Source organism: Profundicola chukchiensis (assembly GCF_029664245.1).
Taxonomy (GTDB): Bacteria; Bacteroidota; Bacteroidia; order Flavobacteriales; family Weeksellaceae; genus Profundicola; species Profundicola chukchiensis.
Genome location: NZ_JANAIE010000006.1, coordinates 1 through 15244, shown reverse-complemented (window position 1 = coordinate 15244; position 15244 = coordinate 1). Strand labels below are relative to the sequence as shown.

Annotated in this window: 13 protein-coding genes; 9 read left to right on the top strand and 4 right to left on the bottom strand. The window is 34.2% G+C overall.

All coding sequences use genetic code 11. From position 1 onward, the window contains the following. Nucleotides 1-22 precede the first annotated feature (22 nt). The 9 genes from NLM59_RS08850 to NLM59_RS08810 all read left to right on the top strand — a co-directional run bounded on the left by NLM59_RS08850 (nucleotide 23) and on the right by NLM59_RS08810 (nucleotide 8346). Nucleotides 23-760, top strand: coding sequence for a pseudouridine synthase (locus NLM59_RS08850; RefSeq protein ID WP_304417416.1), 738 nt, complete (start codon nucleotides 23-25; stop codon nucleotides 758-760). 9 nt (nucleotides 761-769) lie between these two features. Beyond that, nucleotides 770-1768, top strand: a complete 999-nt coding sequence (locus tag NLM59_RS08845) for an AAA family ATPase (protein ID WP_304417415.1) — start codon at nucleotides 770-772, stop codon at nucleotides 1766-1768. 97 nt (nucleotides 1769-1865) lie between these two features. After that, nucleotides 1866-3206, top strand: coding sequence for a magnesium transporter (gene mgtE / locus NLM59_RS08840; RefSeq protein ID WP_304417414.1), 1341 nt, complete (start codon nucleotides 1866-1868; stop codon nucleotides 3204-3206). An 85-nt stretch (nucleotides 3207-3291) separates the two neighbouring features. After that, on the top strand, nucleotides 3292-4122 hold the full coding sequence (locus tag NLM59_RS08835; RefSeq protein ID WP_304417413.1) for a sulfurtransferase: 831 nt from the start codon (nucleotides 3292-3294) through the stop codon (nucleotides 4120-4122). 64 nt (nucleotides 4123-4186) lie between these two features. After that, nucleotides 4187-4798, top strand: a complete 612-nt coding sequence (locus NLM59_RS08830; protein ID WP_304417412.1) for a hypothetical protein — start codon at nucleotides 4187-4189, stop codon at nucleotides 4796-4798. Between the two features lie 174 nt (nucleotides 4799-4972). After that, nucleotides 4973-5401: a hypothetical protein gene (locus NLM59_RS08825; RefSeq protein ID WP_304417411.1), complete on the top strand. Its 429-nt coding sequence runs from the start codon at nucleotides 4973-4975 to the stop codon at nucleotides 5399-5401. Nucleotides 5402-5509: 108 nt separating this feature from the next. Then, a complete protein-coding gene (locus NLM59_RS08820) occupies nucleotides 5510-6817 on the top strand; it encodes a GEVED domain-containing protein (RefSeq protein WP_304417410.1) in 1308 nt (435 codons plus the stop codon). Nucleotides 6818-6940: 123 nt separating this feature from the next. Further along, nucleotides 6941-7504 (top strand): M23 family metallopeptidase, encoded by a 564-nt coding sequence (locus tag NLM59_RS08815; RefSeq protein ID WP_304417409.1) that lies wholly within the window; start codon nucleotides 6941-6943, stop codon nucleotides 7502-7504. Nucleotides 7505-7539: 35 nt separating this feature from the next. Continuing rightward, nucleotides 7540-8346: an SDR family oxidoreductase gene (locus tag NLM59_RS08810; RefSeq protein ID WP_304417408.1), complete on the top strand. Its 807-nt coding sequence runs from the start codon at nucleotides 7540-7542 to the stop codon at nucleotides 8344-8346. Nucleotides 8347-8370: 24 nt separating this feature from the next. On the opposite strand, the gene NLM59_RS08805 is transcribed toward NLM59_RS08810, so the two are convergent. From NLM59_RS08805 to pyrH, 4 genes are all read right to left on the bottom strand, one after another. Next, complete coding sequence (locus tag NLM59_RS08805; RefSeq protein WP_304417407.1) at nucleotides 8371-10749, bottom strand: efflux RND transporter permease subunit; 2379 nt, start codon at nucleotides 10747-10749, stop codon at nucleotides 8371-8373. A gap of 5 nt (nucleotides 10750-10754) precedes the next feature. After that, the gene (locus NLM59_RS08800) at nucleotides 10755-13190 is read right to left on the bottom strand and encodes a DUF5686 family protein (protein WP_304417406.1); all 2436 of its coding nucleotides are present in this window, start codon (nucleotides 13188-13190) and stop codon (nucleotides 10755-10757) included. 122 nt (nucleotides 13191-13312) lie between these two features. Next, nucleotides 13313-13861, bottom strand: coding sequence for a ribosome recycling factor (frr, locus tag NLM59_RS08795; protein WP_304417405.1), 549 nt, complete (start codon nucleotides 13859-13861; stop codon nucleotides 13313-13315). Between the two features lie 18 nt (nucleotides 13862-13879). After that, a complete protein-coding gene (pyrH, locus tag NLM59_RS08790) occupies nucleotides 13880-14587 on the bottom strand; it encodes a UMP kinase (RefSeq protein WP_304417404.1) in 708 nt (235 codons plus the stop codon). Between the last annotated feature and the right edge of the window lie 657 nt (nucleotides 14588-15244).

Genomic DNA, 15244 nt, shown 5'->3' with positions numbered 1-15244 from the left:
ATAACAGCGTAATTTTTCAGGTATGGAAGAAAAGAAATTAGTTCGAATTAATAAGTTTTTCAGCGAGGTAGGACATTCATCTAGAAGAGCTGCAGACAAATATGTTCAAGAAGGACGCGTAACCATTAATGGCGTTAAGGCAGAAATGGGAAGCAAGGTTTCGATGAACGATGAAGTTAGATTAGATGGAAAATTAATTACGCCAAACGACGAAGTTCAGCATGTTTATTTAGCATTCAATAAACCTCGTGGTATTGTTTGTACGACGGACACGCGCAGAGAGAAAAATAATATCGTAGATTATATTAATTATCCTGAGAGAATTTTCCCGATCGGGAGACTAGACAAAGATAGTCAAGGCTTGATTTTAATGACGAGCGATGGTGATATTGTAAATCAAATTTTGCGTTCGGATAATGAGAACGAAAAGGAATATATGGTTTACACCAAAGAACCAATCAATCAAAACTTCATCAATAAAATGTCCAATGGAGTTCCGATTTTAGACACCGTTACCAAAAAATGTTTTGTAGAGCAATTAGGCGAAAAGCAATTCAGAATAATTTTAACGCAAGGATTAAACCGCCAAATTCGTCGTATGACTGAATATTGCGGAAATAAAGTTGTGAAGCTTGAGCGCTATCGCATTATGAATATTGAATTAGATGTTCCATTAGGAAAATATAGAGAATTAACGCCGGCAGAAATGAAGGAAATCAGAAGACGTTTGGCTGGGGCTTCAAAAACAAGTAAATCATAATTCAAGCTTATGTCTTTTCACAAAACGACACTGAAGACAAAAACAAAGGTTTTATCGCTAGATGAACTTTATTTATCTGAGGAAAATCGAGCAAAATTAAATCAATTAATTGAGGAATTTAATTATCAGTCAGCCTTAAAAGAATATGATATTCCGATTGATAATAAAATTCTATTGCATGGACATACAGGTTGTGGTAAAACAGCTACAGCACATGCTTTGGGATTGGCTTTAAACAAAAAAGTTGTCGTTTTAAATTTGGGTGGTTTTGTTTCCTCTCGTCTCGGAGAAACTGGTAAAAATCTTTCCGAAGTCTTTCGTCAGGCTTCTAATGATCGTGCGATTCTATTTATTGATGAATTCGACTTTTTAGGAAAAATTAGAGATTACAACAGCGAAGATTCCGGAGAAATGCAGCGCTTGGTGAATACTTTTATTCAACAAATCGATAATTTATCTCATCATGCTATTCTTGTCTGCGCTACCAACCACTTAGACATTATTGACTCTGCATTGCTTAGAAGATTTCAATTGAGATTAAGGTATGATTTACCTAATCAAGCGGGATTAAATGATTATTATGATAGTTTACTTTCTAAATATCCTGATCATTTAAACAAAATTGAAAGAGTTTATGGCATTTCCTATGCCGAGGCAAAAGACCTTGTCTTACAGCAAATTAAAGCTAATATTATTCAATTTGAAAAGAATAAAAAGCATTTAGTTTTCGATTACGGAATGCTAGAAGCTATCGATGAAAAATTGGATAACTTTGGTGTATCCATAGAAAATTCTAAGCATAAAATAGAAGGTTTTCACAAAGACTTTACTGTTCAACATCAAGCGATTGCTAAAAAATCTACACAAGACAAAATTGAAGGTAATCTTTACGAAGTTTTGGGTGATCAATTGATTAAACTCGATCAACTCCTGAGCACAAATTACAAAAGAGTTTTATCAACTACCACATCGGGAAAAGAGGCTTGGATTTATATTTCAAAATATTAAATTGACTTAATCACCTAAAAATCACTTTAGGTTAATTACTTATAGGCGCTTGATGCTTTTAATTTATATCTTAGACATGGATATATAATTTAGCATCATGGAGGTAAATAAAAACAACTTTCGCGAACTCATTAAGAAAAAGGATTTTAGAACATTAAAGGTTTCTCTGAACCAAATGAACAATGTTCAATTAGCCAAGATTATTGAGGAAATGTCTCCAACGGAAGAAATAATCATGTACCGTCTTTTGGACAGGCGTTTATCTAAAGAGGTTTTCAAGCATTTATCTACGAGTAAGAAAAAAGAGGTAATCAAAGGTCTACTTGAAAATGACTTAAAACTTTCGAACCTCATCAATGATATTGAACCAGACGATCGTACTGCATTTTTTGAAGAGCTTCCAAAGGATGTAACCGAAAGTCTTCTTCAGCTTTTAACCGAGGAAGAAAGAGAAATAGCCGTTAAACTTCTAGGCTATCCTAAAGATAGTATCGGACGATTGATGACTCCGGAATATATCGCCATGAAAGCGGAAGATAGCATTGCCGATACCTTGTTATATATTCGTAAAAATGGTAAAGATTCTGAAACGCTCAATGTAATTTATGCTGTAGACCAGGATTGGAAATTGATTGGTGATGTTAGAATTAAATCTCTCCTCCTCGCCTCACCTGAACAGACCATTGGCGAAATCATGGAAAGGGGTTTTATCGCCTTAAACCCAAAAGAAGATCAAGAAATTGCTGTTAAGATTTTCAAGGATTATGATAGAGTTGCACTACCCGTAATCGATGAAAGTGGTAGACTGATTGGTATTACCACCTTCGATGATATTATGGACATTGAAGAGGAAGAATCTACAGAGGATTTCCACAAGTTTGGTGCTTTTCAATCAGCAGTTTCTAACCCTCTAAATGCAAGAATTTTTAATTTATATAAACAAAGAATTTTATGGTTATTGGCGTTGGTTTTCATGAATATTTTCTCTGGAACTGCCATCGCCTCTTTCGAAGATGTTTTGCAAGCGACCGTTTCTTTGGTGTTCTTTCTTCCACTTTTGATTGATAGTGGAGGAAACGCGGGCGCCCAATCCGCCACACTCATGATTCGTTCGTTGGCTATGGGAGACGTAAAGCTAGCCGACTGGTATAAATTAATTTTCAAAGAATTATTAGTTTCATTACTTCTTGGGGTTACGATGGCTTTGGGAGTATCCTTGGTGGCAAGTTTTAGAGCTCCAGAAATTGTGATGGTGGTAGCTGCCACAATGGTATTAATTGTAATGACAGGCAGTGTTATAGGAATGCTATTGCCTTTTATTTTTACTAAATTTAAATTAGATCCAGCTACTGCTAGCGCACCTTTAATTACTTCAATTTCTGATATTTGTGGAGTTTTAATTTATTTCTCCATCGCATCTTGGTATTTAGGATTCTAGATTCAAGTCAATAATATTAGAAAAGCTTTTATTTACAAATTAGATAGCTTAAATTAGTTCAACAAATCACTTCAAAATAAAAACCATGTCTGACTTATCTCCCATCATCAATGCGGATGAACTTTTAAAAATTAAAGATTCCAAAGATTTAATCATTATTGACGCAAGTAATAGAGATGATTACGAAAAAGAACATCTTTCAAATGCACAGTTTGTTGATTTAAATACGCAGCTTTCTGACATTAAAGATGACGCTTCAAAAGGAGGAAGACATCCGTTGCCCAAGATTGAAAAATTTGTTCAATTAGTTTCTGAGTTAGGGATTCAACCTGAAAGTCATGTTGTGGTTTATGACCGAAGTTCTGCTGCCAATGCAGCCGCTAGGTTTTGGTGGATGCTTAAAGCTTTTGGGCATAAAAAAGTTCAAGTCTTGAATGGAGGATTTAAAATGGCTAAAGAAATTGGCTACCCAACGGATGATAAAGCTGTTCAATTGGAAAAATCAAAAGTTCAAGAGGTTAGCGATTGGAAATTAAATACCGTTGAAATCGAAGAAGTTGATCAACTTAGAAAACAAGAAGATTCTAAAGTTATTGATGTAAGAAGCCCAGAAAGATATCGTGGAGAAAGTGAGCCAATTGACTTGATTGCAGGTCATATTCCTGGAGCTATAAACATTCCATACGAAACTAATTTAGATGAAAATGGGTTATTCTTGGAGCCTGAAGCTTTAAAACGGAAATATTTAAATGCATTAGAAAAAACTAAAAGCAAAGATGCTGTTTTCCATTGTGGATCGGGAGTTACGGCCTGTCATTCTATTTTAGCTATGGCCTATGCTGGATTAGAGATTCCAAAACTTTATGTAGGTTCATGGAGCGAGTGGAGCCGAAACAATATGGAAATGAAACCTTAAATCCTTGAATCTTTTACGACTTGCAAATTTAAAGCTTACTTTTGCAGCTTAATTCTTTCTCCCTATGTGGTGGCAATATATTCTAGTATTTCTGGGTGCTTTTTTATTTGATGTAGTACCATTTCCATTTCCACCTGCCTATACAATAATGACCTTACTCCAAATCATTTTCGATTTAAATATTTGGTTGGTCGTAATAATTGGAGTTTTAGGATCGGTTGGAGGAAGATACACCTTGATGTTGTTATCGTCACGATTAGCCAGTAAATATCTAGATCCTAAGAAAAGTGAAGATTTTCAATTATTGGGTGCAAAAATGAAAGAGAGCAAATGGAAAGGCCAATTAATGGTTCTCACCTATTCTCTTCTTCCATTGCCCACAACACCTTTGTTTTTAGGCGCTGGCGCATCTAAACTTAACCCTCTTTACATTTTGCCAGCATTCTTTATTGGTAGACTTGTTACCAATGCGCTGGCAGTTCATATGGGTTCATTCGCCGAAGAAAGTATTCAAACCATCATTCAAGATTCATTTTCATTAAAATCTCTGATGAGCATCGTAATAAGCATTTTATTTTTCCTTGCGATGTTTGCTATTGATTGGAAAGCTTTGGTAATGGATAAAAAGTTGGTTTTTAATCTTGGAATAAAAAGAAAGACTACTCAAGAGGGTTAACTTATCCTTTTAGAACTAAATTTTATCTAAAGAAACTCAGGAAAGTCGTTTCAGTTAAACTTTAAGGCTATTTAATTTTAAGTCTTTTAGAACATTGATAGTTAAAGTTTTATATTTATTTATTAACTTTAAAGTCTAAGACAACACTCATCTAATCATTTAAAATCTATTTATATGAAAACGCTTATTCTTATTTTATCCCTGTTATTTTTGGGGACATATGCTCAGGCCCAAGAAGTAACTTATTCTAAAGACTACAATGGAAATACTGTTGCAAAGGATCGATATGGAAATGTAATTGCCAAGGGATCTACCAATTATAACGGCGATTTTGTCTGGAAAGATAAATATGGAAACGTGATTGAAATAGAATCCACCGACTACAACGGAAACAAGGTTACCAAAGATAAATACGGAAATAGAAAGACCATTCAATCTACCGATTATAATGGTAACGAGGTAGTCAAAGATACCTATGGAAATGTTCAGTATACGCTTTCCAAAGATTACAACGGCGACATTGTAAAAAAGGATAAGTATGGTAATGTTTTAGGGAAATACAAGAAAGATTTTAACGGCAACTTAGTTTTCTATCCAAAATAGTTTAGTCATTATTAAAGAATATGAATTATAGACTTATGTTTATGATAGATAACCTATAATTTTAACAATAATTTTCATATCTTGCTAATTAATTAACACTCATCGATTATGAAAAAGATAGGTTTACTTCTTTTGCTTGCAAGTTTTACGTTGCAAGCTCAAAACTTCCCAGCTCCTTATTGCGATATTGAAGACACTTCAGTTGAAGAGATTAGTGTTATTAATTTTGGTACAACAACTATTACCATCTTAAACACTGATTCAATTTTAGTAGATCACACAGATACAATAGCGGATGTTACGCCAGGTGAAACTTACACACTATCTGTTGAAGGAAATACTTATGGCAATTTTGACAATAATATAGTTGCTTTCATTGATTGGAATCAAAATGGTGTCTTAGATGACGAAAATGAGATTTATGAAATCGGAACTATTAGCAATTCATCAGGTAATGATGATACCAGTGTAAGTATGGAAATAAGTGTTCCTACCGATGTTGTACCAGGCCAAACTAGAATTAGAATCACAAAAGTTTATACGGATACCGACTCGGTTGCTGTGGTTGATCCTTGTGCAATTTCAATGTCAATTTTAGATTATGGAGTTTTTGCAGGATATGGTCAAGCTGTTGATTTTACTTTAAACCTTGAAGTTGATACTCCAGAATTTCCAGCACCCTATTGCGATATCGCAGACACTACAGTTGAAGAGATTAGTGTTATTAATTTTGGTACAACAACTATTACCAACTTAAACACGGATTCAATTTTAGTAGATCACACAGATACAGTAGCAGATGTTACGCCAGGAGAAACTTACACGCTTTCTGTCGAAGGAAATACTTATGGCAATTTTGACAATAATATAGTTGCTTTCATCGATTGGAATCAAAATGGGGTATTAGATGATGAAAATGAGATTTATGAAATCGGAACCATTAGTAACTCAACAGGTAATGATGATACCAGTGTAAGTATGGAAATAAGTGTTCCTACGGATGCTGTACCAGGCCAAACTAGAATTAGAATCACAAAAGTTTATACAGATACCGACTCGGTTGCCGTGGTTGATCCTTGTGCAATTTCAATGTCAATACTAGATTATGGAGTTTTTGCAGGATATGGTCAAGCCGTTGATTTTACTTTAAATATTGGAACATTAAGAGTGAAAGATTACGCCATTAATTCTTATTCGGCATACCCAGTTCCAACGAAGGATTTATTGCATATTAAGTCTGAATCTAACTTAAAATCTATTGAGGTTTATAATTTAATAGGTCAAAAAGTATTAACCAGAAATGCAGAAGGAAAAAACATTCAAATTGACATTTCAAAACTTAAATCTGGTGCTTACATCATAAAATTAATTAACGAGTATGGCGATCAGCAAAGCTTCAAAATCATTAAAAAATAAAAATCTTAATAAGGTTTAAAATTAAACCTTAAAACAAATTACTCCGCTGCGATAAACTTCAAAACTTTATAGCAGCGGATTTTAAACTTAAATAAATCCAATAATTAATAAATGTAATCTTATATGAAAAAAACCGTTCTAATTTTCAGCATGTTAATGTCTATGATAGCATGCAGCCAAAATGAAAACCAAGCTCAAGAAGAAACAAAAAAAGACATCATCTACACTGATGGATTTGATTTCCCTGTAGGAAAACCAGATGCTAAAGGTTATTATAATGCTCAGAAATTCACAGAAAACAACCATTTAGGAGATGACTGGAATGGTGTTGGTGGAGGAAATACAGATTTAGGTGATCCAATTTACAATATCGCGAATGGTTATGTGACTTTTGCTGAAGACGTAGGCGGCGGCTGGGGAAATGTCATCAGAATCGTTCATCATATCGATGAAAACACTGAAGTTGAATCTTTATATGCACATTGTGATACCATGCTTGTAAACGAGGGTGATTATATAGAAAAAGGCGAACAAATTGCTACAATTGGTAATGTTAATGGCATATATTATGCTCATCTTCATTTGGAAATTAGAGATGAAGTTGGCTTACCTTTAGGGGGTGGATATTCTAGTGATACTCAAGGATATGTTGATCCAACTTTGTTTATTAAACAAAACAGACAATAAAAACGATATTTAATTAAAATTCTAAATAACTATTTATGAGAAACCTACAAGACAAAGTTGTTTTAATTACCGGAGGAGGTTCTGGTATCGGTAAAATCATGTCGCGCTTGATGTTAGAACGAAAAGCCAAAGTAATTATTTGGGATATTAGTCAAGAAAATATTGACGCTACCTTATCCGAACTTTCTAATCCCAATATTTTTGGATACAAAGTCGATGTTTCTAATATTGAGCAAATTAAAGAAACTGCACAAAAAGTTAAACAGGAAATTGGTGTTGTAGACGTTTTAATTAATAACGCCGGAATAATTGTAGGCAAATACTTCCATGAACATAGCTTAGGCGATATCGACAGAACCATGGATATTAACGCTTCTGCTCCCATGCATATGACTCATGTCTTCTTAGAAGATATGATGAAACAAAATGCTGGTCATATTTGTAATATCGCTTCTTCTGGAGGTTTGGTTTCTAACCCAAAAATGTCGGTATATGCCGCGAGCAAATGGTCTTTAATCGGCTGGTCTGATAGTTTAAGATTAGAAATGGAACAGTTGAAGAAAAACATTCATGTAACGACAATTATGCCCTATTACATTAACACAGGAATGTTTGACGGCGTTCGCTCCAAGATTCCAATTTTAGATGAAGAGGCGGCCTCCCTAACAATCGTTAAAGCCATTGAAAGAAACAAAAAAATGGTAACTATTCCTGGTTATATTTATCGCTTAACACGAATAGGACAAGGTCTTATGCCTATCAAACTATTTGATTGGTTTGCAGGTGATGTCTTAGGTATTTATAAAACCATGGAACACTTCACGGGTAGGAAGAAAGATTAAAAAATTAAGTTGAACTTGAAGAGATTAGGCTTCTAACTTAATCTCTTCAATATCATCATCTTCATCACTTTCATCAAAATAATCTACATCTGGATCGGTAAAGTCTTTCGTTGTTAATCTCTCATAGGTAAGTAGTAAAGATGGCAGAACTAGTAAGTTACTCAACATCGCCATCAATAAGGTAAATGAAATTAATCCCCCTAAAGCTACAATCCCCATAAAACCAGAGAATAAGAAAATCGCAAACCCAGAAAATAACACAATAGATGTGTATAACATACTATTCCCAACCTCTTCTATAGAAAGTTTCACAGATTTTTTAATATTTCCTTTGTACAGATGCAAGTCTTGTCTATACTTCGCTAAAAAGTGAATAGTATCATCCACAGCAATACCAAATGCAATACTAAACACCAAAATCGTAGATGGTTTAATTGGCACACCTATGTAACCCATTAATCCTGCTGTTGCCAATAATGGAATTAAGTTTGGAATCAAAGAAATTAATATCATTTGTGGCGAACGGAACATAAAGGCCATAAAAATGGCAATCATAAGAATAGCCAAGGATAGCGAAACCAATAAGTTTTTAATTAAATATTCGGTTCCTTTCATAAAGACATAAGCCATCCCCGATACATAGGTGTTATAGCGTTCTTCTGGAAAGTAATCAACAAGTGCTGCTTTTACATTGTCGATTAAGACTTCCATATCCTTACTGTCCATATTGCTCAGCAAGGTGGTCATTCTAGCCTTTCTACCCGTAGAATCAACATAGTTATTCACCAAGTTAGCATCTCCTTGCGTTTTCTTTATTTCATTTAAAATAAATGCTCTTTCCTGATTGGTAGGCAGATTATAAAACGCCGAATCATTGCTATAATAAGCTTGTTTAGAGAATTTAATTAATTCTGTAATGGATAAAGTTTTAGAAGATCTCCCAAGAGAATCTATATATTGATTCAACCGATCCATTCTAGTTAGCGTATTCAATGATGTAACGCCGTTCGGTTGTTTGGTATCGATTACAATTTCTAAAGGTAAAACTCCTCCGAATTCTTCATCAAAGAAGGCAATATCTCGATAGAACTTGGCATTTTTGGACATATCATCCAACAAGTTTCCACTTCGAGTCATTTGGAACATTCCGATAATTGCTGCTAACAACACCACTGCTGTCGTACGATAAACCCATGGTCTGTGATTTAAAACCACGTTTTCCATCCACTTCAGCAAACTACTGGTCCAATTTTCCTCGTGATGCTTTAAATGTCTTTTCTTAGGTTCTGGGAAATAACTATAAGCCGTAGGAATAATTAAAAGTGAAAACACGAAAATACCCACAATATTGAGGGAAGCAATCGTACCAAATTCTTGTAATGTTGAGCTTTGAGTAAATATAAAGGTAAAGAATCCAAAGGCCGTAGTAAGATTGGTCAACATCGCGGTATTACCCACGTGCATAATCATTCGCTGCAAAGCTTTGATTTTATTCTTATGGATAGCATATTCACCTTGATATTTATTAATTAAGTAAATACAATTTGGAATTCCAATTACAATCAATAAAGGCGGTACTAGCGCGGTCAATAAAGTAATTTCATAACCAAATAAACTCAACATCGCAAAGCATAAAACTACCGCCGAAACCACTACAGAAACGGCAACAGCTGTAGCTCTAAATGATCTAAAAAACAGGAAGAAAATCAAACACGTTACTCCTAGTGAAGCAAAAATAAAACTAATAGTCTCTCCTTTTACTTGCTCCGAGTTCATGGTTCTAATCACGGGCATTCCAGAAAGATACAGGCTAATTCCTGTTTCTTTTGTGAATTGATTGACCATTTTATTTATCTCTAAAACATCCTGAATTCGCTGTTTAGAATCTACAATTGCAGGATTCATATAAATCACCGCCTGCATAGCATCGCTATTCTTATTGTATAGCATGGATTCGTAGAAAGGGAAATTATTGATATCCGTTCGCATATCAATCCAACTATCCAAGTGCTCTTCTGGGATTAGGTTCTCTGTTTTGAAACCACCATTCAGCGTATCGCGCGTCATTTTCTGCGCCTCTGTCATCGAGAAAATCCCATCTATCCCTGGTAAGTCTGTGATAGACTTAGTAAGCTGCTGCCATTTCTTGAGATAGACCGGATTGGCCATTTTTTGATCATCATATCCAATTACGATTACATTGTCCTCACTTCCAAAGGTGTTTTGGAAATCAGTGAAATCAATCATTGTCTGATCACTAGACGGCAATAATTGCGCATTTGATGTAGTAAATCTCACTCCCTTTTGCAGGGTAATTCCAACTAAACCTAAGATTATAACCACCAAAGAGATTAAAATCGTAAGTCTATTCCTTAAAATGAGAGATGCTATCTTTTTCCACATAATCCTTAAATACCAAAATTAAATACTGCCTTGACGCTAAAGTCATTTTTAAATTCTCCTGTGTTGTAAGCACCTAGACGGTAATATAGTCCAAGTCCAAACACTTTCATCACCAAGTTATTGATTTCAAGACCAACTTCTTGATACACCTGATCCATTTCATTATAGATTAAACCGGTATGATTTTCTTTTTTATCTAAGCTACCATAACCTGCCTTATAAAGCATATGAATCGGAATATTTTTATCTTTTACTAATTTTAAATTCAACACACGTTGTTTGATGCTACCAAAAACATATTGGTCTGAGATGAATTCGCCTTGCGCCATGGTTTCAAAAATCTGACTACCTCCCATTCGGGCACGTTGCCAAAATTGCTCTTTGTCCCTGCCGCGACCCAATCCACCGAAATAATGCCAAATAGGTACCTCCCCAAAAACCTTACCCATTCTCAAGTTTACCAAAGTAGATGTCTTAAAAATATCTAATTTTTGATTGGTTGAGAATTCTAACCTCGTAAAGTCTGTTTCTCCATCTAATAAATTTAATCCTTTTTCCACCTTTAAATAATAAGTCGGAAGCCCACCTTTTATCGCGAACTTACCCATTGGCGTCTGAATGCTTTCTTCTCTCGGAGCAAATCTGAAAGCAGCACGAAGTGTATTACTTTTATAAGTTTTATCCTCTGAATTATCTTTATAAGTATATTCGAAAAGACTTCTCTCCTTTGCCATATTAAGACTCAAATCGAGTTTAAGGTTTCTGAAAAAGTCTTGACGATAACCTACTTGTGCATTTATTTTATCAATAAATAAATAATCAGAAGATTTTTCGGTTCTTTCGTTTATGGCGTTTAGTAAATTTAAATTTGGGTGGGAAAACCTAGCTGCAGATGCAATATCGTCGGAGTAATCCACATACACCTCAGCATCATTATTAGGATTAACCTTTAGCCATGCTCCTAATCCGTACTTCACAACTTTATCTGTGGTTCCGTAAAATGTTCTTGCGTTTAAGCCAAACTTTTGACTAAATTTATGACTTGTCCTTAAGTTCAACCCTACTCTATAATCCTCGTAATCATTAAATTGCAATAAATCCAATAAATACACATCGAAGTTTCCGAAGTTTAACCAAGCTTGTTGAGTAATAACTCTAAGCAATTGAATATTTCGATCTACATTCTGAGCTTTACCAATACTATCTATTTTAACATAGGTATTAAGTTCTCTTTCATTTAATGTGCTTTCTCTAAAAGAATCAATCTTTTCATTAAACTCTGTGAAAGCTTTTTTATTCACTTCACTTTCATATCCTTTAAAAACTTTGGAATCTAATTCGACTGGAGCCTCAAAATCCGAAAATGTAGTATGTGAGTTCAACCAAGATCTAGCTGTTTTATTTAAATTGTATTCAACCTTTTCTCCTTTCTCATTAATTGAATCCTTCTTCACATAATAGCTTAGATTATCAGCATCAATTTTAAACACTTGTCTTGAAGGAATCCAAACATTTTTGTAAGGTTCATATATCATTTCGATATAAGTATAAGAACCAGCTTTGGTTTTATTCTCAGCATAAAACTTAGATAAGGCAAAAGATTCTAAATCTATCAAAGCATAACCTTGTAAGGATTTTTTCTCTTTTTTCTTAGTGTTAAAACTAACCTCAACTAAGTTTCTACCTTCTTGTTGTATACTATCTGTTATAATATAGTTATAAGCCTTCAAACCAGCTAAAGACAAGGGGTTTGTAAACTTTCTGAAGAAAAAATTAAATTCATCTTCATTAAACTCTGTTGAAATAGGTTGTAGCGCAATTAGTTCATACAAAGGCGTATTTAAACCTGAAATCCTTGCGGCTTCTACCTTATTTTTGATTCCCATTCTCTTGTCATAATAATGACTAATAGCTCTTTCGCTAAGGAACAGCATACTATTTTCTAATAGTTTTTTAGCTTGATTTTGAGCAGAGTCTTGAGATGTTTTTGGGTTAGGAATATAAGCAATCGAATCTCCCTGTCCATCGGCCCAAAGCTTGGTGTAGGATTTATACTTGAAATTTCCTAAGGACTTAGGATTATTTCTCTTTTGATTTTCAATGACTTTCTTAATCAACTTCAATGATTTATCGTCATTCGCAACAACCTGAATGTCTCTTAAGTTGACTAAGTCTGAATCTAGATAAATTATGTTTTGCTCTACGGGAAGTTGAAAACTCTGTGAAGGAAATCCCGGATGTTCAACATAAATAAGCTCTTGCTTATCGTTCAACATAAATACTCCATCCTCATTACTAATGGAAAGAACCTCTCGATTTTGATTATAAATCTTAACCTGTTCCAATGCTTGATCGGAAGCTTTATCTTTAATTAGAAAAGTTTGTTGACCAAAAATATAACTAGCGAAAAGCAGAAAAAATAATGGGAATGAATTTTTCAATGGAAAGAGATCTAGGTTATGGTTAAAATTAAAATGTCCATTACTTTCAATAGTTCACATTCACCGAAGATAGAATGCTACTCATCGCTAGTAATGGACGATTTATTATAGTATTGAAAAATTTAAACTTTCATAATGTCAGCTTCCTTAGCCGTAAAGTGGTCGTCTGCTGATTTCACAAATTTATCTGTAAGTGCTTGAACTTCATTTTCAAGATTTGCTTTTAAATCTTCTGATAAATCTGAATTTTTGATTTCGTGGTTAGCGTCTTTTCTCCAAGTTCTAATACTAATCTTAGCATTTTCAACTTCAGACTTTGCCAACTTTACCAAATCTCTTCTTCTTTCCTCTGTTAATGGCGGAACATTGATAAGAACCGAATTTCCGTTATTAGAAGGGTTAAATCCAAGATTTGCCTCCATAATAGCTTTCTCGATAGGCTGAATCATTGCGCTTTCCCAAGGCTGAATACTCAAAGTCATCGCATCTGGAGCACTCACGTTAGCCACCTGACTAAGCGGCGTTGGGTTTCCGTAGTAATCGACCATCACCATAGAAACCATCGCTGGATTTGCTCTACCTGCTCTAATGTTGTTAAACGCTTTTTGAAGGTGAGCAATTGCATCTTGCATCCCGGTTTCCGTTTCCTTTACAATATTATCGATATCCATTTTATATTTTTTTAATATTTATTTACTAACTAAAGTTCCAATATCTTCTCCCGAAATAATTTTCTTAAGATTACCTTCTGTATTCATATCAAATACAATAATTGGTAATTCATTTTCTTCACTTAAAGTAAAGGCCGTCATATCCATTACTTTCAATCCTTTTTGATAAACATCTTTAAAAGTAATGTTCGAGAATTTTTCTGCGCTACTATCTTTTTCTGGATCCGCCGTATAAATACCATCTACACGTGTTCCCTTTAGAATTACATCAGCCTCGATTTCAATAGCTCTCAAAACTGCCGCTGAATCTGTTGTAAAATACGGATTTCCTAAACCTCCACTAAAGATAACAACTCTTTTCTTTTCTAAATGACGAATAGCTCTACGTCTAACATATGGTTCAGCAATTTGCTCCATTTCAATAGCAGTTTGCAATCTTGGCTCCATTCCAACGTCTTCTAGACCTTGTTGTAGCGCCATACCATTAATAATAGTTGCCAACATTCCCATGTAGTCTCCTTGCACTCTATCCATTCCGTTGGCCGCTCCTGCTATACCGCGGTAGATATTTCCACCACCAATCACAACCGCTACCTCACAACCCATATCAACAATTTCCTTTATTTGCTTGGAGTAAGAAACAATTTGTTGTGGATCTATTCCGTATGCTCTTGAACCCATGAGCGCTTCTCCACTCAATTTTAGTAATACTCGTTGATATTTCATAGTTATAATTTTGCCGTACAAATATAAAAAATATGTTGTGATTAATTCTAATTAAAAATAGTCTAACAGTTTGATAAATTTTCATCTCTTAGACTTCTCTACTTAGTATATATAGATTTTAAGCTTTAGCGCCGCTTTAATAATTATAACATGAATTAAAGTTAAAAAATAAGGACTTAGTGTATTTGGCACACCAATTGTAAATATAAAATTGAAGTAAAAGTTTTTCATAAAAGTTAAACAAAGATCCCTTAGCAATGAGGGGTCTTTTTTTTGCATTAATCCTAAATATTATCCGAATTACTGCAAATGACTTAATTTCAAACTAGTTAGAACTTAATTATTAAAAGATTGACAAAAGTCATATTTAATAAATGAGCCAAAAACATGCTTTGGCACATGCCTTGCAAATATTATCTCGAAGTAAAAGTCTTTTCATAAAAGTTGAATAATTAGCCCCTTAGAAGTGAGGGGCTTTTTGTTGCAATAAACTCAAAAACACCTAACCAAAATTAGCAATCCACTACCTCCGGATGCTTTACACCTATTGAATTTAAAAGATTGATAAAAGTCATACTTAATAAATAAGCAAAAAAACATGTTTTGGCACATGCCTTGCAAATATTATCTCGAAGTAAAAGTCTTTTCATAAAAGTT